This is a genomic window from Cyanobium sp. WAJ14-Wanaka (assembly GCF_024345375.1).
GTDB lineage: Bacteria > Cyanobacteriota > Cyanobacteriia > PCC-6307 > Cyanobiaceae > Cyanobium_A.
In genome coordinates this window covers 254,780-278,368 of record NZ_JAGQAZ010000002.1, presented here as the reverse complement: position 1 = coordinate 278,368, position 23,589 = coordinate 254,780, and the positions used below count along the sequence as shown (strand labels likewise).

Genomic DNA, 23,589 nt, shown 5'->3' with positions numbered 1-23,589 from the left:
TCGAATCTAGGGCGCGGGCTTCAGACCATCGAGGGGCGATTCACTGAAAAATCTCACCAGTTCGGCGAGGGAACGGGCTTTCTTCAGGGCGGCCATCAAGGCTGGAATGCTCACTTCCATTTCCGCCACCGGATAGGCCTTTAAAAAGGAAATGGCGTTGATCGAGCCATTGCCGTTGGCGATGGCAATGATCACAGCTGCGCGTAGGGCTAGGACGCCTTCTTGGGATGCCTTGAGCGGATAGACCACCTTCGCCAGGCGGGCCAAGATTGCTTCGCCTATGCGGGTATTGAGCAGGCGACTGACCAAGGTGACCGGCATGCTCAGCGATTGGTTGAGCATTTTTGCCACTTCCGCGGGCTTTTGCTTGCTTATGGCCAGCACATCTGCGGTCAGACCAACGGCTTGGCCTGTCTGGGCCAGGTGCTCTAATTCGGCCACGGGAATTGAGCGGCGAAAGGCACCGCTAACGAAAACTAGGTTTTCGGCTGCCAGGCCAGCCGGCGAGCCGACAGCTAGGCCCAGGGCTGCAGCTGCAGCGAAAAGAGCGCGGCGCTTGTTCAAGGAGCTCAAACCAATATGACCGAAACCCTAGGTGCTTTAGCCCAACTGCTCAAGCGGGAACAAGCACATCCCTCAAGAGACGCACCACGCTGCGCTCCGCCAGGCCCTTTGCCATTTGCACACCCATCTGGCGCAGGTTGGGTTCCCCCAGGACCCGGGGCAGGCGTTTGAGCAGGAGCTGGGGCTCGAACCCAGGTAGGGCCTGCAGAATTGCCACCAGTTGCCGAATCGGCTCCAGATTCAGCATTGGCAATGGATCCTGGCTGGCCTTCCAGGAGCCTTTTTTGAGCCCAGGTGGTTGTAACCGCGCTGGGATCCGCTGGCTGAGTTGCAGGGTGGCGCTCCAGGCAACCGCATCCACCTGTTCGATCGCGGCCTCCACCAGCTGCTGGCGCAACAGCCCCCCATTGGCGGAGAACAGAAAATCGAGAACTTGATCCAGCAGGCTTTCCAGATCCAGTTGGCTGCCCTGGGAGGCACTGGCAATCAGGTTGTCGAGCCTTTGCCAGCGGAAGATTTCGCCGTCAAACAGCATTTCCTTGAGGCTTTCCCGCAGGGATGGATCGGGATCTTCCATTAGGCGCCTGGCGAAATAGGGGTAGGCCGCTCCGAGGATTTTGAAATCGGGATCCACGCTTAGGGCGATCCCCTCGAGGGTCACCAGTGACCTGATGATCAGGGCGTAATAGGGGGGCACCCGGAAGGGGAAGCGATACATCACACCGGAAAGGTCGTCGGTGACGGCCTTGAAATCCATCCTGCTGACGCCCATTTCGATCGCCTGGCCAAAGACATTTTCGAAGGCGGGCACGATCGGCTCGAGGTTCACGTCTTCCGCGAGGAAGCCGAGGGATACAAAATCCTTGGACAGTTTTGAGAAGTTGCGGTTGACCAGATGCACCACCGCCTGGATCAGGCCGGTGCGCGATTCACGGCTCACCTCACTCATCATTCCGAAGTCCAGGTAGGCCAAACGGCCATCGGGCAGGGCCAGCAGGTTGCCGGGATGGGGATCGGCGTGGAAGAAGCCGTGCTCCAGCAGTTGTTGCAGGCTGCAGTTCACCCCTACGTTCACCATGTCGTCGGGGTCGATACCCAGCTGGCGAACCGCCTCCAGATTGGTGAGCTTTACCCCATCAATCCATTCCATCGTCAGCACCCGGCGGCTGGTGGCGTGCCGGTAGATGGCTGGTACTGCTATGCGGGGGTTTTGGCTGTGGAGCCGGGCAAAGGCCTCGGCGTTGCTCGCTTCATTTAGGTAGTCCATCTCCTCAAACACCCGCTTGCCCAGTTCGTCGATCAGGGCGACCAGGTCGGAGCGGATCAGGCCCACGTTGCGGTTGAGCCAGGCGGCGATATTGCGCACGATGTATAGATCGAGCGTGATTTGCTCCCGCAGGCCAGGCCTTTGCACCTTCACGGCCACCGTTTGGCCAGTGGGTAAAACCCCCTTGTGCACCTGGCCCAGGGAGGCCGCCGAGATGGGTTCGGCATCCAGCTGGGCATAGATCGTGCTGATTGGTGCGCCCAGGTCCTCCTCAATGCAGGCCATCGCCAGGGCGCTGTCGAAACCGGGTAGTTGGTCTTGGAGTTGGGCTAGTTCCTCCAGCAGCACCGGGGGCACGATGTCTGGCCGGGTGGATAGGGCCTGGCCGGCCTTGATGAAGGCAGGCCCCAGGGCCACCAGCAGTTCTGCGGCTTCCCGGGACCGGTTGCGGGCCCGCTCCGAATTGCGCAAGAGACCGAATAGCCAGTCGCTTGCCACTCCCAATAGGTAGAGGCCGATCGGTACCAGGGTTTGCCAGAGCCTCTTGATCAGCCTTTGCGGGTGGCCGGCATAAATCCGGGTAATGGCAGCTGGGTCGTAGCTGAGCAGGCCAGAGGCCTCAATGAAATCGCCGAGTTCACTCATGACCCACAGGCTCACAACATGGATTCCCCCGCCCATCGCGGAGGGTCCCTTTAAATCTGAGCCCCTTCTAAACGAAAGACACAGCCGCTACGGTCGGGCCGATCACTCTTTGGCTGGCGGAAGGGCCTGTGCTCACCGGACTGCGCCTCGAAAACATTGCCCTAATTGAGCAGCTCCAGCTGGAGTTCAGCGCTGGTTTCACCGTGCTTACTGGTGAAACCGGGGCAGGTAAATCGATTTTGCTCGATGCCCTCGATGCCCTGCTGGGTGGTGGCCCCCGTTTGCTTCGCCAGGGTTCGGAGCGGGCCCTGATCGAGGCCAGCTTCAGCCTCACCCCGCCGCTGCAGGCCTGGCTCGAGCAGCAGCAACTGGATGCCGATGAGCAGGAAATTCTCCTGAGCCGGGAGTGGCGGCTCAGCGACGACAGGCTTAGCAGTCGCCACCGCCTCAACGGTGTGGCCGTCAATCGGGCTCAAATCCAGGAACTGCGGCCCCTACTGCTCGATCTCACCGTGCAGGGCCAAACCCAGCAGCTGGGCAAGCCCGGTCAGCAGCGGCGCTGGCTAGATCGCTTTGCCGGAGCTGAGCACCAGCAGCAACTTGGCCCGGTTGCGGAGGCTTATCGGGCCTGGAAGCGGGCCGTTCTTGGTTTGGAGGAGGCCCGCAGGGATTGGCTACAGCTGCAACAGGAGCGGGAGCGCCAGGAACAGCTGCTGGCGGATCTGGAGGCTGCTGGCTTGGAGGATCCGGCGGAGCGGGAGCGGCTCCAGGTCGAGGAAAACCGCCTGGCCCATGGGGTGCGCCTCCAGGAGGGGGTGATGACCCTGCTTGGGCGTCTGGTGGAGGGCGCCGAGCAGGCCCCATCGGTGCTGGACCATCTGGCGGCCTGTGGGGCCGAGCTTGACCTGATGCAGCAGCTCGATCCATCCCTATTGGAGCTGGCCACCAGTTGCATTGATGGCCTGGCCCTGGTTCAGGATTTGGCTCGGGATCTTGATCGCTATGGCTCTGGCCTCGAGAGCGATCCCGAAAGCCTCGGGCAGCTCCAGGAGCGCATCGCCCAGATCAAGGCCTTGGAGCGCCGCCACGGCAAGGATCTGGCCGAATTAATCCTCTGGCGCGACCAGTTGCGTCAGCAACTAGCCCCCGGCGGAGCGGAAGCTTCCCTGGAGGCCCTCGAGGCCGCTGAATCGGCAGCCAGGGCTGGGCGTGACCTGGTCAATGGTCGGCTCAGCGCCGCCCGCCGCAGCGCCGCCAGCGAGCTGGAGCAGCAGTTGATGGCCGCCCTGCGGCCGATGGGCCTGGCAAACGTGCGTTTTTCCGTGGCCATTGAGCCAACAGCACCGGGGGAGGAGGGGGCCGATGGGGTGCAGTTTCTGTTTTCTGCCAATCCGGGCCAGGCCCTGGCACCTTTGGCGGAAGTCGCCTCGGGCGGCGAGATGTCGCGTTTCCTGCTGGCCCTAAAAACCTGCCTGGCGGCGGCGGATCCCCACGTGACCCTGCTATTCGACGAGATCGATGCGGGCGTGAGCGGCCGGGTTAGTGGGGCCATGGCCGAGCTGTTGCAGCGGTTGGCGGCCCAGCGCCAGGTGTTCTGTGTGACCCACCAGCCCCTGGTGGCGGCCGCGGCTGACCACCACTTCCGGGTGGTCAAGGAGGTGCTCAAGGGTTCCACCCACACGCGGGTGTCCCAACTGCGGGACATCCAGGCCCGCGAAGCCGAACTGGCGGAACTGGCGGGGGGTGATTCCGGGGAAGCCCGCAGTTATGCGGCCAGCCTGCTGGGTCCGGAGCGGCGCCCGTAGGATTACCTGTTACGTAGTCGCCCGGATGCCCCGCGCCCTCGCCAAGAGCGTGAACGAAAAAGCGGCGCTGCAGTCGCTCAATGGCGGTTCCCTGGAGGACGTGATCCGGGTGCGGGGTGCCCGCCAGCACAACCTCAAAAACATCGATCTCACCATTCCGCGCAATCGCCTGGTGGTGTTCACCGGGGTGAGCGGTAGCGGTAAGAGCTCCCTGGCCTTTGACACCATTTTTGCGGAGGGCCAGCGCCGCTACGTGGAGAGTCTCTCGGCCTACGCCCGGCAGTTTTTAGGGCAGGTCGACAAGCCCGATGTGGATGCGATCGAAGGCCTCTCACCGGCCATTTCGATCGATCAGAAATCCACCAGCCACAACCCCCGCTCCACCGTGGGCACGGTGACGGAAATTCAGGATTACTTGCGCCTGCTCTATGGCCGGGCTGGGGAACCCCATTGCCCCCAGTGCGACCGCTCGATTAGGCCCCAAACCATCGATGAGATGGTGGACCAAATCCTCGCTTTGCCAGAGGGCACCCGTTACCAACTCCTGGCGCCGCTGGTGCGGGGCAAGAAGGGCACCCACGTGAAGTTGCTGGGGGGCCTGGTGGCCGAGGGCTTTGCCCGGGTGCGAATCAACGGTGAGGTGCGTGAACTCGCCGACAACATCGAGCTCGACAAAAATCACGCCCACAACATTGAGGTGGTGGTCGATCGCCTGGTGGCTCGCGAAGGAGTCCAGGAGCGGCTGACCGATTCCCTGCGCACTTCCCTTAAGCGCGGCGATGGTCTGGCCCTGGTGGAGGTGGTGCCCAAGGCGGGTGAGGAGTTGCCGGAAGGGGTGGAGCGGGAGCGGCTCTACTCCGAAAACTTTGCCTGCCCGGTCCATGGGGCTGTCATGGAGGAGCTTTCGCCGCGGCTGTTCTCCTTCAACAGCCCCTATGGCGCCTGTGCCGACTGCCATGGCATTGGCCACCTGCGCAAATTCACGGCCGAACGGGTGGTGCCGGACCCCAATTTGCCCGTTTATGCCGCCATTGCCCCCTGGGCAGATAAGGACAATTCCTATTACTTCTCCTTGCTCTATTCGGTGGGAGAGGCCTTCAAGTTTGAGTTAAAAACCCCCTGGAACCAACTCAGCGACGAGCAACGGGAGGTGCTGTTAACCGGCAGCAAGGAGCCAATCCTGATCCAGGCGGATAGCCGTTATCGCAAGAGTGCGGGCTTTGAGCGGCCCTTTGAAGGTGTCCTGCCAATCCTGGAGCGTCAGCTGCGCGATGCCAGTGGGGAATCGGTGCGCCAGAAGCTGGAGAAATACCTGGAGCTGGTGCCCTGCTCCACCTGCCATGGATTGAGGCTCAAGCCGGAGGCCCTGGCGGTGAGGGTCGGCCCCTACGGGATCCATGAGCTCACTTCCGTGAGCGTGGGTGAAACCCTGGCCCGTATTGAGGCCCTGATGGGGGTGGGAGCAAGTGAGGGAGTGGATCCCTTGCTCAATGCCCGCCAGATCCAGATCGGCGACCTGGTGCTGCGGGAGGTCCGCATGCGCTTAAAGTTTTTGTTGGATGTGGGGCTCGACTATCTGAGCCTGGATCGGCCAGCCATGACCCTCTCAGGGGGGGAAGCCCAGCGGATTCGCCTGGCCACCCAGATCGGTGCCGGCCTTACCGGAGTTTTGTATGTGCTCGATGAGCCCAGCATTGGCTTGCACCAGCGCGATAACGATCGCCTGCTCACCACCCTGATGAAGCTCCGCGACCTGGGCAATACCTTGATCGTGGTGGAGCACGACGAAGACACAATCCGTGCAGCCGATTACATCGTGGACATTGGCCCCGGTGCGGGAGTCCACGGTGGCCACATCGTGGCGCAGGGTGATTTTCAGGACCTCTTGGCGGCGGAAGACTCCCTGACGGGTGCCTATTTGAGTGGTCGCCGTTCAATTCCCACACCGGCAGAACGCCGCACCGAAGGCAGCCGCAAGATCACGATGGTGGATTGCGCCCGCAACAATCTCAACGGCATCAGCGTGGAGATTCCCCTGGGCAGGTTGGTCTGCGTTACCGGAGTTAGTGGTAGCGGCAAGAGCACCTTGGTGAATGAATTACTCCATCCAGCCCTGGAACATCAATTGGGCATGAAGGTGCCATTCCCTGCGGGCCTTGCTGAGCTGCGGGGAATTAAGGCGATCGACAAGGTGATCGTGATCGACCAATCACCCATTGGCCGCACCCCACGCTCCAACCCCGCCACCTATACGGGGGCCTTTGATCCGATTCGTCAGATTTTTGCCGCCACCGTGGAGGCGAAGGCCCGCGGTTATCTGGTGGGCCAGTTCAGCTTCAACGTCAAGGGTGGCCGCTGCGAGGCCTGCAGTGGCCAGGGCGTGAATGTGATTGAGATGAACTTCCTGCCGGATGTCTATGTGCAGTGTGATGTGTGTAAGGGGGCCCGCTATAACCGCGAAACCCTGCAGGTGACCTACAAGGGCCACACCATTGCCGATGTGCTGGAGATGACCGTGGAGCAGGCGGCGGAGGTGTTTTCAGCGATTCCCCAGGCGGCGGATCGCCTGCGCACCCTGGTGGATGTGGGCCTGGGTTACGTCAAGTTGGGACAACCAGCACCCACCCTTTCCGGCGGTGAGGCCCAGCGGGTCAAATTGGCCACCGAGCTTTCTAAGCGGGCCACCGGCAAAACCCTTTACCTGATTGACGAACCCACCACGGGCTTGAGCTTCTTTGACGTGCATAAGCTGATGGATGTGATGCAACGCTTGGTGGATAAGGGCAATTCGATCCTGGTGATTGAGCACAACCTGGATGTAATTCGCTGTGCCGACTGGGTTATTGATCTCGGTCCAGAAGGCGGTGACAAGGGCGGCGACTTGGTGGTAATGGGCACGCCTGAGGAGGTGGCTGAGCATGCCACCAGCCACACGGGCAGGTATCTCAAGCAGGTGCTGAAGCAGCATCCGCCTGAGGTGGTGGGCTAGGGCCCAGGGGCTGGCCCATCTACGCCGGTGTAGTGGTTATTGGCATCGGGCATCCAGAAGCTGAGGTCGTTTTGCCAGAAAATCCTGCCGGGAAGCTGGTTTGTCGTCAGCTTGGTGCCGGCCATGGCCGTTACCAGTTGGCCCATTTCCAGGGCCGATAGATCGGTTTTCACATCGCTGCCAGCGATTTTTAGCAACCTGGGCAATTGGGCCAAGGTGCTGGGCTGGCCCAGTTTTTTGAACAGCTCAGCGAGCACAAGTTTTTGCCGTTCCATGCGACCCAGATCGCCCATTTCGTCGTGGCGGAAACGCAGGAAGCCCTCGAGCTGGTCGCCTTTGAGTAGCTGGGTGCCTGGATAGAGGTCGATGTAGAGCCCCTGGCTGTTGTCGACGTAATACATCCGCTTGGGCACATTGACTTCCACCCCGCCTAGGGCATCACCAAGCCGCTTGATTGCCCGCATGTCGACGCTCACATAGCGATCCACCGGCACCTGCAGCAGGTTGCTCAATTCCTGTTTCACCCCCTTGATGCCCCCGTAATTGAGCAGGGCATTGGCCTTGAGCACCCCATACTCCTGGGATTCCACGAAGGTGTCCCTGGGCACCTGGGTGAGTTGGGTTTTGCCGTCCTTGATCTGAACGGTGAACATCACATCGGTGTTGCCTGCCACCTTGTCGGCGCCCATCACCAGAATGCGTCGATCGCCTATGCCAAAGGGATTGATCAGGGCCCCGAGGCCTTGCGGGCCATGGAGCAGGGCCGCAACGGCACCTCCTGCAAGGTGGGGCAAGGGGCCTGCTAGTGCCCAGCCGACGGCGATCCCTACGGCAAATGGTTTGAGGGGCGAGCCCCTGCGGCGAGCTGGCTGATTTTTTTGCTTTTTCTGCTGTGCGCTGGGTTTTTCACGGCGTTGGCTGGACCCCTGGCCGCTGACGCGACGCTCTTTGCGGCGAATTTCGCGGCGCTCTTCGCGGCGAATTTCGCGATCGAACTCCCTGCGGCGAGGCGGACGGGGTTGGGCCTGGGTCATGGTGCAGCACGCTCGGCGCACCATAAGGTTCAGATCCCTTGCGCGCCAGGGGGGTGGCAGCTTTTCATCCCATTGGGACCACCCGCACCTGGGCGGCGGCGGTGTCGGCTTTGCGGCGGGCTTCCACTTCGTTGACACCCCGGGCTATGGCAACGCCCATGCGGCGCTGGGGTCTGGCATCAGCTTTGCCGAAGAGCAGCAACTGGGTATCGGCCTCAGCCAGGGCCTCGGCCACCCCTTCAAAGCACACTGCGGCAGAGCTTTCCGTGGCAAGTACCACCCGGCTGGCGGCTGGTCCAAGTGAGGTGATTTCGGGAATCGGCAGCCCCAAAATCGCCCGCAGGTGAAGCTCAAATTCACTTAGGTTTTGGCCCATCAGGGTCACCAGGCCGGTGTCGTGGGGCCGGGGCGACAGCTCCGAGAAAACGACTTCCAGCTTTTCTGAACGCCGGCAGAGGAAAAATTCCACCCCAAATAACCCCGCCCCCCCCAGGTTGTCGGTGACAGCCCTTGCCATGGCCTGGGCTTCGGCAAGTTCGTTGCTGCCCATGGCGGCCGGCTGCCAGCTGCACTGGTAGTCGCCCCGCTCTTGGATGTGGCCAATTGGCGGGCAAAACAGGGTGGGTCCGTGCCATTGCTTAACCGTGAGCAGGGTGATCTCCAGCTCAAAATCAAGGAACTCCTCCACGATCACCCGGGCTCCCTGGCCCCTGGCTCCGGCCATGGCGGCCTCCCATGCGGCTGGAATCTCTTCCGGGCCTTTGACCACGCTTTGGCCCTTGCCAGAGGAGCTCATCACCGGTTTCACCACCACGGGCCAACCCAAGGGTTCGGCCCTGGCCGCCAGTTCGGTTGCACTTTCGGCATAGGCAAAACGCGCCGTGCGCAGGCCCAGCTCCCGGGCCGCCAGATCTCTGATGCGGTCGCGGTTCATCGTCACCGCCGTGGCCCGGGCCGTGGGAATCACGGTGATTCCCTCCGCTTCCAGTTCGGCCAGGGCATCCACCGCCAGGGCTTCGATCTCGGGAATCACCAGATCGGGTCGGTGCCGGCGCACCACGGCTTTTAGGGCTTCAGGGTCGGCCATGGCCACCACTTCGGCCTGGTCAGCCACCTGCATGGCCGGGGCGCCTGGATAACGGTCCACCGCAATAACCCTGCAACCAAGTCGCTGGGCTGCGATCGCCACCTCCTTGCCCAGCTCCCCACTGCCCAGCAGCATCAGGGTGCGGGGGAAGGCCTGGGCTGCGCTCTTTGTCACTGCACTTAAGGGCAAGCTGCCTTGATCCTGCCTGACCCCTGCCAATCCCCTATTCCTGCTAAACAGGATCCCTAGATACGGCTTGGGATATGGGTTTTATGGAGCGGGGTCTGCTGGCTGCCATGGGAGCCCCTTACTTGGGCTTCAGCACCGCCGGTGATGCGGCCAATGGACTGTTGTTTGGCTGGGATATCGCCGATTTCCAGAAGTGGGCCCTGATTTACTTGGGCATCTCTTCCCTGGCTTTTGTGGTGGTTTGGGTGGTGGGTTACCTGCGCCGGGCCTAGGACTCCCTGGCTAGCCCTTAGGGCTCGCAGAGCAGGGTCAGCTGGCGCACGGGGGACTCCTCACTCACAAATCCATAGGCCTCAAAGACCGCTGGATCGGGGTGGGTGATGTGCTGACCGTCGCTGTGGCGCTCGATGCTGAAGCCCTCCTGGGCCATGCGCCGCATCAGTTTTGCCGCCTCTTCAAATCGGGCTGCCATCGCCTCGAGGCTGGCGCAATCGCCGGTGAGACCGGTTTCCTTCCAGGTGAAGTAGGCCATCTTTGGAGCTGGCTAGGGCAGCAAGACCAAACCCACTCCTACCAGCAACAGGCTGGCCAGCCAAAAATTGATTACCACCTGTTGTTCAGCCATGCCCCCCAGCTCAAAGTGATGGTGCAGTGGGGCCATCCGAAACAGCCGTTTGCCTTGGCCATCGGGGCCTTTGGTGGCTTTGAACACCCATACCTGCAGGATCACTGAGAGGGATTCAGCTAAAAACACGCCGCCCATCACCAGTAGGGGCCAGAGGCTGTTGGAAAGCAGGGCCACGGCGCTGAGGCTTGCCCCCATCGCCAGGGAGCCCGTATCACCCATGAACAGCCGAGCCGGGTGGCGGTTGTGGGCTAAAAAGCCCAGCCAGCAGCCAGCCATCGCCACGGAAAAGGCCGCCAGGGAGGGATCACCCTGGTTGCCCCGCAGCATCAGTTGCAGGCCCATGCCCGTGAACACCACTGCCCCGCAACCAGCAGCTAGGCCATCGAGGCCATCGGTGAGGTTGGTGGCGTTGCTTTCCGCCAGGAACACAAACAGGCCCAGGGGCCAGATCAGTAGCCCCAGGGGCAATACCCAGCCCATAGGTAGGGCCACGTCGCCAGCCCCGGCCCCACCTAGCCACTGTCCGTAGGCGGCCCAAGCAAGAAAAAGAAGGGCTGCACCGCCCTGCAGTACCAATTTGCCCTTTGGCCCTAGGCCGGTGTTGGTGCGCTTGGTGAGGCTGCGCCAGTCATCGATGGCCCCAATCGCCATGTAGGCCAGGGTGATGGCCGCAATGGCCAGCAGCCGGGGATCGGCGGGGTTGATCAACCCCCCCACTAAAATCCCAACCGGCACCACCAACAGCCCACCCATGGTGGGAGTGCCTGCCTTGCTCTGGTGACCCTTAGGCCCCTCTTCGCGGATCACCTGTCCGAGCTTGAGGGCCCGCAACCGGGGTAGGCCCCAGCGGGTAACTGTCCAGCTGATCAAGGCCGTAAGCAGCAGGGGCAGGGCCAGCCTGGAGTTGGCCACCAGGCCGTCGCAGATCAGGCAGGCTCCAAGCAGCAAAAAGCCCAGCAGGGCCGCCGTGGAGCGACTGTTGCTGGGCCAGGAGAGTTGCAAGGGAAGCTGCAAGGGATGGGCTTGGGCTTGAACAGGCGGGAATTCAGTCTTCCCAGTTTTCTTCCTGCTGTTCGTCGTCCTTGTTGTAGTCCTCTTTTTCGCCCATCAGTGCCGAGAGCTCTTCCTCTTCCACCGTGCTCACATCGGTGCTGGCGGTTTCCTCATCGGCCACCAGGCGGCCGCTGCTTTCCAGCCAGCTCAACAGATCCGGTTCATCGCGCAGGGGCAGTACGGGCGCCATTTCGGTGCGGCCGTAGCGGGTCAACGAGGGGTTGATCGTGTCGAGGCGACTGCTGCCGCTGGTTGCAAGCGTGCTCATGCTGTATCCAATTACGGGACAGGCTGGAGCCTGCTTCCCCAATCCTCCACCATAGCTTCCAGTGCTCAGCGGATAGCCCCGATGCGTCAAGTCCTGCAGCTTTGGGCCCTAGCCCTGGCCCTGAGTGTGGTTTTGGTGGCAGCGGGAGACCGTTGGCCAGAGCCGTTGCAGCTGCAACCATTGCTTGTCTGGGGTTTGGTGCTGGCGCCTCCCGCCTTGATGGGCATCTGGCTATTAAGTCGATGGCGGATCGACGGCAAGGGAGAATCGGAGAATTGAGCGCAGGAGACCGCCTAATGGGTCGGGCAAAAAAGGCAGTTTTGGCCTATTCCGGTGGTGTGGACACCAGCGTTTGCATCCCCTACTTGATCAAGGAATGGGGCGTGGAGGAGGTGATCACCTTCGCCGCCGACCTGGGCCAGGGTGATGAGCTCGAGCCGATTCGCCAGAAGGCGCTGGATTCGGGAGCCAGTCAGTCGATCGTTGGGGATCTGATTGAGCCCTTCATTACGGAGTTCGCCTTCCCCGCGATCCGGGCCAATGCCCTCTACGAGGGTCGCTATCCCCTCTCCACTGCCCTGGCGCGGCCCCTGATTGCCCGCCGCCTGGTGGAAATTGCCCGGGAGGTAGGCGCCGATGCGGTGGCCCACGGCTGCACTGGCAAGGGCAACGATCAGGTGCGTTTTGATGTGGCGATAGGTGCCCTTGCCCCCGATCTCAAGGTGCTCACTCCGGCCCGCGAATGGGGCATGAGCCGCGAGGAAACGATTGCCTACGGCGAGCGCTGTGGGATCCCTTCGCCGGTAAGCAAAAAATCCCCCTATTCGATCGACCTAAACCTGCTGGGTCGCTCGATCGAAGCCGGACCCCTGGAGGATCCAAATGTGGAGCCACCTGAGGAGATCTATGCCATGACCGTGGCGGTGGATGCGGCCCCAGCCACTGCCCAAACTGTGGAGATCGGTTTTGAGCAGGGCAATCCCGTGAGCATCGATGGGGTGCGGCTTGATCCGGTGAGTTTGATTCGCCAGGCCAACGCCCTGGCCGGTAGCCACGGTTTCGGCCGGCTCGACATGATCGAAAACCGGGTGGTGGGCATCAAGAGCCGGGAGATTTACGAAACCCCTGGCCTGCTGCTTTTGATCAAGGCCCACCAGGAGCTTGAAAGCCTCACCCTGGCCGCCGACGTGCTGCGCACCAAGCGCCAGCTGGAAATGCAGTGGGCAGACCTGGTGTACCAGGGTCTCTGGTTTGGCCCCCTGAAGGATGCCCTCGATGGTTTCATCGATCGCAGCCAGCAGACCGTCACCGGCACGGTGCGGGTGAAGTTGCACAGGGGCAACGCCACGGTGGTGGGCCGCAGCAGTGAAACCCACAGCCTCTATGTGCCAGACATGGCCACCTACGGCTCCGATGACCAGTTCGACCACCGTGCAGCGGAGGGCTTTATCTATGTCTGGGGACTGCCTACCCGGCTTTGGGCAGCAGCTCGTCGTCGTTGAGATCAGAGAGCTCGAGATCTGCGAGCCCGCTGGTTTGTCTCGGCTGAAGCAGGGCCAATTGCTTCGGGGCGAGTAACTGCTGGCGGAGGGTCCGATTTTCGGCCAGCAGTGGTTGGAGCCGCTGGTTAAATTTGCGCTCAAAAATTTCCGGGATGTCTTCCAGCAACTCGTGCAAGGTGGCCAGCTCGGCCCGCGCTTGGGCCAGTTCTTGCTCGACCAGCTGCAGGGCTTGAGGCTGCCCCTGGGCCTGGGCCTGCTCGGCAGCCAGCACAGCGTTCGCCCAAGCAAAAACCGAAGCGGTCTTGGAGGACCACTCCGGTTCAGGTGATTGGTGTAGATCTGGCTCCATCGCCGGACCATACAGATCGGAAGGCAGCTTTACAAGGCTGGGACTACTTCGATTTCGCTGGTGGCGGGCTGCATTGGAGCGGCTTCGCTGGCGGCACCGGGGATGGTGCGAGGTGCCGGCATGGGGCCGTCCTGCTTGATGGTGAGGTAGCGGATCACGTCTTCCGAGAGGCGCATGGCCCGCTCCAGGGGAGCCACGTGTTGGCCATCACCATCGTGGTTGAGCTGCACGTAGATGCCTTCACGGTGCTTGGCAATCGTGTAGGCCAGGCGGCGCTTGCCGCGCATTTGGCAATCCAGAACCACTCCACCCGCCTCTGTTACGAGGTCGCGGTATTTGGTCACATGGGTTTCCACCTCTTCCTCCGGGATGTCCGGACGAAGGATGTACATGGTCTCGTAATAGGACTGCGTCATGGTCGCCTGTCGGAGAAAGCCTTTGGGGGCAGGGGCCAGCAGGTCAGGGACCCACCAGCGACGGATTGGTCAACCTATCGCAGCGGGGTTAGTTGAGCTGCAGCCGCACCGCTTCTGATATCGAGGGGATATCGGCTTCCTTGCCCCGCAGGCTCTCCACCACTGCAAAAGCGACCAGCACCAGGATCGCCAGGAACACCGTGTTGCCCAGGGTGCGTCCGGCAAAACTGCCGTTGCCCAGGCGCAAAACCCCAAAAGCCAGGTTGATCAACACCAGCACGATGTCGACAAGGATTGCCTGCAGCACGTTGAAGCGCAGGAAGTAGGGCACCTTGCTGTTGCGCACCACGGCCAGGTAGAGCACCAGGAACAGCACCAGGCTGCCGAAGGGCACCAATTGCTGCACCATCACCACCGGCAGGGCAGGCAGTTGCAGCCACTGCAGCAGGGGAAAAACACCAAACAAGCCTTGGCCGAAGGGCAGGGCATCACTCCAGGGCAGCAGGTAGGCCGCGGCCGCGAGTAACCGTTGCCAGATCGGTGGACCTTCCATGGACACGACTCTGCCGAAGGGGCCCAGGCTAGGGCTGTCGAACCTGCCTAGGAAAGGCGCCGGAGGCTGGAGTCAAGGCTGGTCTCAACCGCGCTGCGCATGCTGGCTACGGGCACTTCGCTGCGGCCACTCCAAAGCCGCAGGGCGGCGGCCCCCTGTTGCACCAGCATCTCCAGGCCATCCTGGGTGGGGCAGCCCCGGTCCGCGGCCTGCAGCAGCAGGGCCGTGGGTCGGGGTGTGTAGATCAAGTCGTAGACAAGGCAGCTGCTCTGGAGTTGGTCAAGCTGGGCCGGGCTGAGGGGGCTTTGATCCACCGCTGCCGGATTTGTTGGCGAGGCCATGCCTACCGGCGAGGCCATGCCCACCGGAGTGGTGTTGACCACCAGATCGGCGGCATTCAGTTCGGCGCCCCAGCAAAGGGTTTGCAGCTGGGGCGCCCAGGCGTGGCAACTGCTCGCAAAGGCCTCCAGGGCATCGGGCCGCCTGCCCACAACGGTGATTAGGTCGCAATTGAGCTCCACCAGACCGGCCACCACTGCCCGGGCGCTACCTCCGCAGCCAAGCACCACCGCCCTTTTGCCCTGCCATTGGCGCTGTCGCAGCGGCGCCAGAAAGCCCTCCACATCGGTGTTGGTGCCATGCCAGCCGCCGCCCTCGAGGGGCACCAGGGTGTTCACCGCCCCGACCCGTTGGGCAAGGGGGCTTAGCTCCCGGCAGAGCGCCGCCACCGCCTGCTTGTGGGGGATCGTGACGCTTAGGCCGCGGCAGCCGATGGCCTCAAGCGCCTGCACCACTGCTGTCAGCTGGGCAGCCGGGGTCGGCAGGGCCAGATAGATCCACTCCAGCCCCAGTTCAGGGATTGCCGCGTTGTGCAGGGTGGGGGAGAGCGAGTGGCGCACGGGATCGCCCAGGACCCCCAGAAGAGCAGTGCGGCCAGTGATCTCAGAAGCCATGGCTTGGGGTCTGGTGGGCGGCACCGTAAACGCCTGTTCGGGAACCACACCTCGCCTGGGCCAGGCCCTGCTGCTGAAGATGCATTCAGTTCTGATTCGTTCACCGTAAGCAGGTGGTAACCCATGGGCAAGGTTGTCGGTATTGATTTAGGCACCACTAACAGCTGTGTGGCGGTGATGGAAGGTGGCAAGCCCACCGTGATTGCCAACGCCGAAGGCTTCCGCACCACCCCGTCGGTGGTGGCCTACACCAAAAACCAGGACCAACTGGTTGGTCAGATCGCCAAGCGCCAGGCGGTGATGAATCCGGAAAACACCTTTTATTCGGTGAAGCGATTCATTGGCCGTCGGGTTGATGAGGTGAACGATGAATCGAAGGAAGTGAGCTACGGCGTTGAGAAAGCCGGCTCCAACGTGAAGGTGAAGTGCCCCGTACTCAATAAGCAGTTCGCCCCGGAGGAGGTGAGCGCCCAGGTGCTGCGCAAGCTGGCTGAAGACGCCGGCAAGTATCTCGGTGAAACCGTCACCCAGGCGGTGATCACGGTGCCCGCCTACTTCAACGACTCCCAGCGCCAAGCCACCAAGGACGCCGGCAAGATCGCCGGCCTCGAGGTGCTGCGCATCATCAACGAGCCCACCGCGGCGGCGCTGGCCTACGGCCTCGACAGGAAGAGCAACGAGCGCATCCTGGTCTTCGACCTGGGCGGCGGCACCTTCGACGTCTCCGTGTTGGAGGTGGGTGATGGTGTGTTTGAGGTGCTCTCCACTTCCGGTGACACCCACCTCGGTGGCGACGACTTCGACAAGGTGATTGTTGACCATCTGGCCGCCACCTTTAAGGCCAACGAAGGCATCGACCTGCGCCAGGACAAGCAGGCCCTGCAGCGTCTCACCGAGGCAGCTGAGAAGGCCAAGATCGAGCTCTCTAGCGCCACCCAAAGCGAGATCAACCTGCCGTTCATCACGGCCACCCCGGAGGGCCCCAAACACCTCGATTTGACCCTCACCCGGGCCAAGTTTGAGGAGCTGGCCTCCAAGCTGATCGACCGCTGTCGGGTGCCGGTGGAGCAGGCGCTCAAGGACGCCAAGCTCTCCTCGGGCGAGCTGGACGAGATTGTGATGGTGGGTGGTTCCACCCGCATTCCGGCCGTGCTGGAGCTGGTCAAGCGGGTAACCGGTAAGGACCCCAACCAAACCGTCAACCCCGACGAGGTCGTGGCCGTCGGCGCTGCAATTCAGGGCGGTGTGCTGGCCGGTGAAGTCAAGGACATCCTTTTGCTGGATGTCAGCCCGCTGTCCTTGGGGGTGGAAACCCTGGGCGGTGTGATGACCAAGATGATCCCCCGCAACACCACGATCCCCACCAAGAAATCCGAGGTTTATTCCACGGCCGTGGACGGCCAGACCAACGTGGAAATCCACGTGCTCCAGGGTGAGCGCGAGATGGCCAGCGACAACAAATCGCTGGGCACCTTCCGTCTCGATGGCATTCCCCCAGCTCCCCGGGGCGTACCCCAGATCGAAGTGACCTTCGACATCGATGCCAACGGCATCCTCAGCGTTACCGCTAAGGACAAGGGCAGCGGAAAGGAGCAGAGCATCTCGATCACCGGGGCCTCCACCCTCAGCGACAACGAGGTGGACAAGATGGTTAAGGACGCCGAGAGCAACGCCTCGGTGGACAAGGAAAAGCGCGAGCGGATCGACCTGAAAAACCAGGCCGAAACCCTCGTTTACCAGTCCGAAAAGCAACTCGGCGAGCTGGGCGACAAGGTTGGTGCCGACGACAAGGCCAAGGTGGAGGCCTCTTCAGCCAAGCTCAAGGAGGCCCTGGAGAAGGAAGATTTCGAGACGATCAAATCCGAGCTCGAAACCCTTCAGCAGGCCCTCTACGCCGCTGGTGCTGCCGTCTACCAGCAGGCCGCTGGGGCTGAAGGCGCTGCTGCTGCCGGCGGCAACGGCAACGGTGCTGGCCCTGCTGCCTCCTCCAGCGACGACGTGATCGACGCCGAGTTCACCGAGAGCAAGTGATCTGGCCGGCCACCCATTCAGCGGTGGCCGGTGCAAGTAGCACGCCGTTGCGGTAGTGGCCGCTGGCCAGAACTAGGCCATCATCCAGCTTTTGAAGCAGGGGGGCTGGCTGTCCAATCGGGTGGGGCCGGTGGCCCTGCCACTGGCGCACCACCTGGGCTTTCTCGAGCCAGGGCGGTGCGTTTCCATTTAGCTGGCGCAGTTGGCTGAGTGCCTCCGTTGCCGCCAGCTCCCCCGGTTCGAGGGTGGCCCCCAGCCAGAGCCTGCGGCCCCCGCCCAAATCAGGACGTGGTACGAGGTTGATGCCCTGCCAAAGCACGGCTCCTGGCCAGTTCCAGCCGGGCTCTTCCTGCAGTTCCAGCTCCAGGGCTTGGCCCAGTACGGGCTCCATCGGCAGCTGGTATCCCAGGGGTTCCAGGAGTGCAGAGCTGGCCACAGCGGCGCTAACTACGCACCAATCGGCTTGCCAGCTGCGGCCGCTTTGACCCTCTGCCTGCCAGCGCTGGCCGGCGCCGCTCCGCCGCAGGATTACTACCCGATCCTGGTGGGTGGCCATGCCAAGGCGCTCCCCATCCAGGCGAAATGCCCGTAGGGCTTGGGCTGGATCGAGTTGGCCGTCGGCGGCTGAATGGATTGCACCCGAGCCCCCAGGGGGCAGCTGGGGCTGGAGCTGGGCTAGTTGGTCCTGGTTCCATAGGGTGAGGGGCAAACCCTGGCCTTGGCGTTCTTTGGCCAGTCGTTCTTGGCGGCTGCGCTCTTCCGGGCTGGCGGCCAGCAGCAGCAGACCTGGGCGCCAATGGATCGGGTGCCCCTGGTCGGCTAGCAGCGGCAGCCATTGGTTCCAGAGCTCGAGGCTGCGCTGGCGCAGCCGCCAACCCCTTCCGCTGGAGCGGTGAAACACCTGGGCCATCAACACCCCCAGGGCTGCGGGGCTGGCAGCTGGCTGCGGGTCGATCAGCTCCACCCGGTGGCCCTGGAGCTGTAGCCACCAGGCAATGGAAAGGCCCACCATTCCCGCTCCCACCACCAGTACGGACTGGCTCTGGAAGTTGGGGTCCTGGGGGGCCAATTGAGGGCAGGTTTGGCCTAGATCAGGCCTGCTTCAGATCAGCTTGAACCTGGGCGGGCAGTACGTCGGCGTAGAGACCGAAGCCGCTGGCGACTTGGATATAGGCCTTACGCAGCTTGTCGCCGTCCTGGATTTTGGCGGCCTCATCCAGTTGGGCGAGGGCTGTTTTGAGGTTTTGGGCCAGCTCGTTGGCCTCGGGGCGATCGGCGGGCAGCAGGCGCTGATTGATGTAGCTCATTTCGCGACCCACTTCCTGCATGGGGCCATGGATCAGGTTGGCCGTGAACACCCAGTTGCGCTCGTTGACCAGGGCAGCCAGTTCGGGGAGGCGATCTCGGGCGGAGAGGAAGCCCTTGGCCTGGCGTTCAATCGCCGCCATGTCGGTGTCGCTGATCGTGGCGGTCTTGCGGCTTTGATCACCACAGGCGGCCAGCCCAAAACAGAGCACTGCGGCCAGGCCCAGCAAGGCGAGGCGGCGGAGCTGTTGGGTGAGCGCAGAGAGCAGCCCAGTAAGCATGGGGGGCACCGGAGGGTGGTTCGTGCTGGCGACTTTATCCGTGCCCCCCGGGCTTTGACACTTGCTGTAGCCCCTCGCAACCTGGAGCGCCTTGGGCCATGCTGCCAATACTGCCTAATTCGACGATGAGCTCCCCCACGGCGATCCTGCAGATGATCTGCCCCGATCAACCGGGGCTGGTGCGGGAGCTTTCCGGTTGGGTCACATCCAATGGCGGCAACATCGTCCATGCCGACCACCACAGCGACCCCACGGCGGGCCTTTTCCTGAGCCGCATTGAGTGGGAGCTAGAGGGGTTTGGTTTACCCAGGGAGGCGATTTGCCCCACGGCCCATGCCCTGGCCGAACGGCTGCACGGTGAATACAAGGTCAACTTCTCCGATTACCGCCCGCCGGTGGCGATTTTCGTGAGCAAGCAGGACCACTGCCTGCTGGATTTGCTCTGGCGTAAGCGCACCGGAGAGCTGCCCATGGAGGTGCCTTTGGTGATCTCCAACCACCCTGATCTGGGCCCGATTGCCACTGAATTTGGGGCCCGCTTTGAGCACGTGCCGGTTGATCCAGATGGCAAACCCGAGGCAGAGGCGCGCCACCTGGAGCTGTTGGCTGAACACAAGATCGAGTTGGTGATCTTGGCCAAATACATGCAGGTATTGAGCAAGGAATTTTTAGTTGCCTTTGATCCCCCGGATGCTTTTCACAAGGTGATCAACATTCACCATTCCTTCTTGCCCGCCTTCATGGGAGCCCAGCCCTACCACCGGGCCTGGGATCGGGGCGTCAAATTGATTGGCGCCACGGCCCACTACGTAAGTGAGGAGCTGGATGGGGGGCCAATCATTACCCAGGAGACCGTGCCGGTGAAGCACCGTGATGAGGTGGGCGATTTGATCCGCAAGGGCCGCGACACCGAACGTCTGGCCCTGGTCAAGGCCGTGCTGTTGCACCTCAAGCGCCAGGTGATGGTCTATGGCAGTCGTACGGCTGTTTTTGATTGAGGGCTTCGGCTCAGGAGTTTAGAGAGTTTTCAGGCCAAGATGATGTCTTTGCTAGTAATTGCGCCAGTCACCATGGCGATCAATTCGTCCTGATCTTTTCCTGTGGTATCAAATTGGTTATTGCCATTGCGATCCCAGTAGATCGAAGTTATGCCTGTACTGACAGTAGTGAAGTAAGTTCCGTTGTGGAACTGTAGCTTGTCTATGCCGGTGTTGAAGTCAGTGATCCGGGCATAATCGCTGAGGCCGATGTTGTTGTTGCTGCGGTCGTCGTAGAAGACCCCGCGGGAATCTCCTAGCAGAAAGGTGTCTGCACCAGGACCACCTGTGAGTATGTCAATCTGTCCCAGACCCATTGCTGCGCCCGTGGTTCCGTTTGCTTGCACCCCAGTGATGCTGTCGTTGCCATTGCCGCCGATGAGAATGTCGCTAGCGGCTGTGCCCCAAAGAACCTTATTTTGGACAGCTGCACTTGAGGTGATGGTGGTGCCTGGGAAGTTGATAGCCCAAGCGAAGGGGTCTGCAGTACCTGCGACCGAGGGTTTGACCATGTCGCCGGTTGTTACGCCCCCCATCAATAGAGCTCCCGCCACGTGGGGGGAGGCCATGGAGGTGCCGCTGAGGTTGGCTAGAGCCCCGTTAGTGTAATAGGACAACACATTTACCCCTGGAGCCGCGAAGTCGACGCTGTCGTTAGGGTCAGTGGAGGTGACCTGATCCCAGTTTGACCAACTGGGCATTTGATAGGCGCTGTCGACCGCTGATACCGTATATACATTTGGGTGGGTCCCGGAACTAGCTGGAGACATTGTGTCGGCGTCTGCCCCGTTGTTGCCGGCAGCGACGGCGAAACGGATGCCTAGATTGGCCGCATTCAGCATTGCCGAATTCAAGGCGGAGTTGAGCCCGCCGGCAAGGCTAAGGTTGATTACTACTTTTGAGAGATCAAGTTTATTAGTCCTTATTACCGATACTGCATAATCGATTGCGGCAATGATGTTGAGACTGCTGCCATTGCCGGAGCTGTCGAACACTTTCAGGGAAACGATCGAAGCACCGGGTGCAACACCGACCATCCCTAACCCATTGACTAGGGCACCAATAGTGCCCGCCACATGGGTGCCGTGACCATCATCGTCCGTGAATGCGTCCTGGCCGGAGATCCAGCTACGGGACCAGCTGGTATTGAGGTTGAGGTCACCTGTGGTTGCTAGGACTCCCGAATCGATTACGAATGCGAAGCTGCCTGCGCCGGAGTTGCCCATGCTAGATATATCTCTACCCTGCCATATCGCCCGTACACCCCAGGGCACGGTTTCTCGGTTTGATATAATAGCGTTGGTATAGCTGACAAGTGCCTGGGGCACAAAAACGTCGTTCTTTTCCGAGTCTTGAAGCATGGGTGGATCTAGCCGCATCGGCCGATCCAGCTCCAGGCTAATCACCTCACGTCTTTGGCTCAGCCGCTCAGCTTGGCGTTGGTTGAGGTCGATGGCAAAGCCCCCGAGCTGTTCAAAAAGCAGACTCGGGGTGCTGTCCGGTATGACTTCCTTTAACAGTTGCCGTACTGCCTGATCAAGCTTTTCAGGTTCTATTGGTCCCTTCAGGAAAACCAAATAGGTGAGACGGTTTTCTGGATCAGATTGGAGGGAGGTGTTAGCCAACAGCAAATTTTGATCCGCGGCAGCTGCAGATCCACCTGCAATGAATTGTTGGGCGAAAGCCCAATCAAAAACTTCAGTCGACATTTTAATGACCTCTCTTTGACTAAACTTACTACTCCAGTGCTCCTTTGTGGTGGTTGGCCAGGGTGGTTTTTGGCAGGGGTCCTTCCAGGTGATCCCAGGGCAATACGCGCCCGGGATCCCAGCTGGCGTGGATCACCTCCTCCCAGGGGGGCAATGGAGCCGAGTTTGCGGCTGGCCCTTGCTCCAGTAGCTCCCTGTAGGCCTTTTTCCAGCCCCCCAGGCTTTCGTTGCGACCGCGGGCGGCGGCGATCACGGGCGCCAGGCGCCGATCGCTGCGCGACAGCAGGGCCTGGATCACGCTCCAGCCGTAACTCTCGGGCCGCAGCTCGATGCCCTTGGGCTTGAGCCGTTTGCCGAGAAGCTTGAGACGTTTTTCGGCTTCTGGGCGTACTCCTTGCCACTGGAAAGGCGTGTGGGCCTTGGGCACAAAGGTGCTCACCCCAAAGGAAAGCCGCAGGCCCGGAGTGGCCTTCTTTAGGGCCAGTAGTAGGTCGGCGGTGGTTTCAATGTCGGCCTCCTCTTCCGTGGGTAGGCCCACCATTCCGTAGAGCTTCAGGCCCGTGAGACCCCCTTCCTTTGCATAGCGGGCGGCGGCGTAAATCTCTTCATTGGCGAGTTTTTTGTTGACCACCTGGCGCATGCGCTCGCTGCCGGATTCGATGGCGATCGTGAGCGACTTGCTGCCCCGTTTGGCCAGGATTCGGCCCAGCTCTGGGGTCACGGTGGCGGCCCGCACGGAACTCACGCTTACCCGGGTGCCCTCAAAGCGATCCTGATCTAGCCAGGCCAGTAGGTCGGCGAACTGGGGGTGCTGGGTTACGGATGCCCCGAGCAGCCCGAGACGCTGGGTGGCGGCTAAACCCTTTTCCACCGCTGGAATCAGGCCATCATCCAGGGATGGGGTCCGAAAGGGCAGGGTGAGGTAGCTGGCCAGGCAAAAGCGGCAGAGCTCGGGGCAGCTGCGCACCACCTCCACCATGTGGATCGAGGGCCAGGCCGCCTCTGGGGTGATCACCATCGAGTGGCTGAGGGTGTTGCCGCGCCAGGTCTGCTTGGCCACTGTTGCTGGGATGCCGGTGTCTGTTGGCTCAATGGCCAATAGCTGCCCGTCTGGGCCATAGCGGGGGGCATAGAGCGATGGCACATACACGCCCGGCACCTGGGCCAGCTGGTGTAGGCGTTCGGCTCGGGGGGTATGCCGGCAGGCCTGGATGGCGTCGATGAAGGTAGGCAGTAGCAGTTCGCCATCTCCAAGCAGCACCACATCGAAGAAGGGCGCCAGGGGTTCGGGGTTGGCGGTGAGCACGGGCCCGCCACCGAACACGATTGGATCGTTATCGTCTCTTTCGCTGGCCCAGATTGGAATGCGTTGCTGTTCCAGTAGCTCGAGCAACACCGGTCCATCGAGCTCCCAGCTCAGCGACAGGCCAAAGAGGTCTAGATCGGCACCGCGACCCCTCTGGGAGCCGTGGGCCGGGTCGCCCTGGTCGGTGAACAGGCGGCGCACATCCATATCGGAGCGCTGGGCCAGGGTGGCCCAGACCACCTGGTAGCCCAGGCTTGTGATCCCCACTGTGTAGGTGCTGGGAAAGGCCAGCACCGCTTTAAGCGCTCCAACCTGGGGCTGGGCGGGTTCAAACAGCAGGGTTTCTTGGTTCAGGGGTGGAGGCTAGTTGACTGCTCCCAGACTGACACCTGGGCAGCTTGAACCATAGGCTGGATGCTGGTTGAATTTGCATCAACTTCGGCAATTCAGCAGCATCAGCAGGACGTTGCTTTGACGTAACGAGGTACTTTTATGAGTTATAGTGATTGTGTTGATCTAGTTGGGTCGGCACGCTTTTTCTGTCAAAAATAAGAGTTGTACCGCATTCACAGCGAAGAAGAAGAGTGGATTTTAGAGTTGGCTTGAAATAGTTCGAAC

The 23,589-nt window shown here is 61.6% G+C and carries 22 protein-coding genes; 7 read left to right on the top strand and 15 right to left on the bottom strand.

The window, feature by feature from the left end; genetic code table 11:
• Window positions 1–6: 6 nt before the first annotated feature.
• Window positions 7–573 (bottom strand): alpha/beta hydrolase, encoded by a 567-nt coding sequence (locus KBY49_RS08150; protein WP_396099656.1) that lies wholly within the window; start codon window positions 571–573, stop codon window positions 7–9.
• A 40-nt stretch (window positions 574–613) separates the two neighbouring features.
• Window positions 614–2,476, bottom strand: coding sequence for an AarF/ABC1/UbiB kinase family protein (locus tag KBY49_RS08145; RefSeq protein ID WP_254934295.1), 1,863 nt, complete (start codon window positions 2,474–2,476; stop codon window positions 614–616).
• Between the two features lie 128 nt (window positions 2,477–2,604).
• Here KBY49_RS08145 and recN point away from each other — a divergent pair, with 128 nt between their 5' ends.
• Window positions 2,605–4,281 (top strand): DNA repair protein RecN, encoded by a 1,677-nt coding sequence (gene recN, locus KBY49_RS08140; RefSeq protein ID WP_254934294.1) that lies wholly within the window; start codon window positions 2,605–2,607, stop codon window positions 4,279–4,281.
• Between the two features lie 25 nt (window positions 4,282–4,306).
• Window positions 4,307–7,270, top strand: a complete 2,964-nt coding sequence (uvrA, locus tag KBY49_RS08135; protein ID WP_254934293.1) for an excinuclease ABC subunit UvrA — start codon at window positions 4,307–4,309, stop codon at window positions 7,268–7,270.
• Here the strand turns inward: uvrA and KBY49_RS08130 are convergent.
• Both KBY49_RS08130 and purT read right to left on the bottom strand, forming a co-directional pair.
• A complete protein-coding gene (locus KBY49_RS08130) occupies window positions 7,267–8,304 on the bottom strand; it encodes an LCP family protein (RefSeq protein WP_254934292.1) in 1,038 nt (345 codons plus the stop codon). The two genes, uvrA and KBY49_RS08130, sit on opposite strands and share 4 nt — an antisense overlap.
• A 64-nt stretch (window positions 8,305–8,368) precedes the next feature.
• The gene (gene purT, locus KBY49_RS08125) at window positions 8,369–9,565 is read right to left on the bottom strand and encodes a formate-dependent phosphoribosylglycinamide formyltransferase (RefSeq protein ID WP_254934291.1); all 1,197 of its coding nucleotides are present in this window, start codon (window positions 9,563–9,565) and stop codon (window positions 8,369–8,371) included.
• Window positions 9,566–9,663: 98 nt separating this feature from the next.
• Between purT and KBY49_RS08120 the strand changes: the two genes are divergently transcribed.
• A complete protein-coding gene (locus tag KBY49_RS08120) occupies window positions 9,664–9,852 on the top strand; it encodes a cytochrome B6 (protein ID WP_396099795.1) in 189 nt (62 codons plus the stop codon).
• 17 nt (window positions 9,853–9,869) lie between these two features.
• Here KBY49_RS08120 and KBY49_RS08115 read toward each other — a convergent pair whose 3' ends face one another.
• Genes KBY49_RS08115 through KBY49_RS08105 form a run of 3 tightly spaced genes read right to left on the bottom strand, consistent with a single transcriptional unit; the run spans window position 9,870 to window position 11,529 of the window.
• Complete coding sequence (locus KBY49_RS08115) at window positions 9,870–10,112, bottom strand: hypothetical protein (protein ID WP_254934290.1); 243 nt, start codon at window positions 10,110–10,112, stop codon at window positions 9,870–9,872.
• Window positions 10,113–10,124: 12 nt separating this feature from the next.
• Window positions 10,125–11,222: a phospho-N-acetylmuramoyl-pentapeptide-transferase gene (gene mraY / locus KBY49_RS08110; RefSeq protein ID WP_396099652.1), complete on the bottom strand. Its 1,098-nt coding sequence runs from the start codon at window positions 11,220–11,222 to the stop codon at window positions 10,125–10,127.
• 31 nt (window positions 11,223–11,253) lie between these two features.
• The gene (locus tag KBY49_RS08105; protein ID WP_254934289.1) at window positions 11,254–11,529 is read right to left on the bottom strand and encodes a DUF3134 domain-containing protein; all 276 of its coding nucleotides are present in this window, start codon (window positions 11,527–11,529) and stop codon (window positions 11,254–11,256) included.
• Between the two features lie 81 nt (window positions 11,530–11,610).
• Here KBY49_RS08105 and KBY49_RS08100 point away from each other — a divergent pair, with 81 nt between their 5' ends.
• Complete coding sequence (locus KBY49_RS08100; protein ID WP_254934288.1) at window positions 11,611–11,808, top strand: hypothetical protein; 198 nt, start codon at window positions 11,611–11,613, stop codon at window positions 11,806–11,808.
• Window positions 11,809–11,825: 17 nt separating this feature from the next.
• On the top strand, window positions 11,826–13,031 hold the full coding sequence (locus tag KBY49_RS08095; protein ID WP_254934632.1) for an argininosuccinate synthase: 1,206 nt from the start codon (window positions 11,826–11,828) through the stop codon (window positions 13,029–13,031).
• On the opposite strand, the gene KBY49_RS08090 is transcribed toward KBY49_RS08095, so the two are convergent.
• The 4 genes from KBY49_RS08090 to KBY49_RS08075 all read right to left on the bottom strand — a co-directional run bounded on the left by KBY49_RS08090 (window position 12,997) and on the right by KBY49_RS08075 (window position 15,302).
• Window positions 12,997–13,302: a hypothetical protein gene (locus tag KBY49_RS08090; protein ID WP_254934287.1), complete on the bottom strand. Its 306-nt coding sequence runs from the start codon at window positions 13,300–13,302 to the stop codon at window positions 12,997–12,999. The two genes, KBY49_RS08095 and KBY49_RS08090, sit on opposite strands and share 35 nt — an antisense overlap.
• Window positions 13,303–13,409: 107 nt before the next feature.
• Window positions 13,410–13,796: a 30S ribosomal protein S6 gene (gene rpsF / locus KBY49_RS08085; RefSeq protein WP_254934286.1), complete on the bottom strand. Its 387-nt coding sequence runs from the start codon at window positions 13,794–13,796 to the stop codon at window positions 13,410–13,412.
• 88 nt (window positions 13,797–13,884) lie between these two features.
• Window positions 13,885–14,349: a Tic20 family protein gene (locus KBY49_RS08080; protein WP_254934285.1), complete on the bottom strand. Its 465-nt coding sequence runs from the start codon at window positions 14,347–14,349 to the stop codon at window positions 13,885–13,887.
• 47 nt (window positions 14,350–14,396) lie between these two features.
• The gene (locus KBY49_RS08075; protein ID WP_254934284.1) at window positions 14,397–15,302 is read right to left on the bottom strand and encodes a shikimate dehydrogenase; all 906 of its coding nucleotides are present in this window, start codon (window positions 15,300–15,302) and stop codon (window positions 14,397–14,399) included.
• Window positions 15,303–15,425: 123 nt separating this feature from the next.
• Here KBY49_RS08075 and dnaK point away from each other — a divergent pair, with 123 nt between their 5' ends.
• On the top strand, window positions 15,426–17,333 hold the full coding sequence (dnaK, locus tag KBY49_RS08070; protein ID WP_254934283.1) for a molecular chaperone DnaK: 1,908 nt from the start codon (window positions 15,426–15,428) through the stop codon (window positions 17,331–17,333).
• On the opposite strand, the gene KBY49_RS08065 is transcribed toward dnaK, so the two are convergent.
• The gene (locus KBY49_RS08065; RefSeq protein WP_254934282.1) at window positions 17,317–18,402 is read right to left on the bottom strand and encodes an FAD-binding oxidoreductase; all 1,086 of its coding nucleotides are present in this window, start codon (window positions 18,400–18,402) and stop codon (window positions 17,317–17,319) included. The genes dnaK and KBY49_RS08065 overlap by 17 nt on opposite strands.
• 22 nt (window positions 18,403–18,424) lie before the next feature.
• A complete protein-coding gene (gene psbQ, locus KBY49_RS08060) occupies window positions 18,425–18,919 on the bottom strand; it encodes a photosystem II protein PsbQ (protein ID WP_254934631.1) in 495 nt (164 codons plus the stop codon).
• Between the two features lie 125 nt (window positions 18,920–19,044).
• On the opposite strand from psbQ, the gene purU reads away from it, so the two are divergent.
• Window positions 19,045–19,917: a formyltetrahydrofolate deformylase gene (gene purU, locus KBY49_RS08055; RefSeq protein WP_254934630.1), complete on the top strand. Its 873-nt coding sequence runs from the start codon at window positions 19,045–19,047 to the stop codon at window positions 19,915–19,917.
• Window positions 19,918–19,946: 29 nt separating this feature from the next.
• Here purU and KBY49_RS08050 read toward each other — a convergent pair whose 3' ends face one another.
• Both KBY49_RS08050 and KBY49_RS08045 read right to left on the bottom strand, forming a co-directional pair.
• Window positions 19,947–21,665 (bottom strand): S8 family serine peptidase, encoded by a 1,719-nt coding sequence (locus KBY49_RS08050; protein WP_254934281.1) that lies wholly within the window; start codon window positions 21,663–21,665, stop codon window positions 19,947–19,949.
• 28 nt (window positions 21,666–21,693) lie between these two features.
• A complete protein-coding gene (locus KBY49_RS08045) occupies window positions 21,694–23,265 on the bottom strand; it encodes a radical SAM protein (protein WP_254934280.1) in 1,572 nt (523 codons plus the stop codon).
• Window positions 23,266–23,589 lie beyond the last annotated feature (324 nt).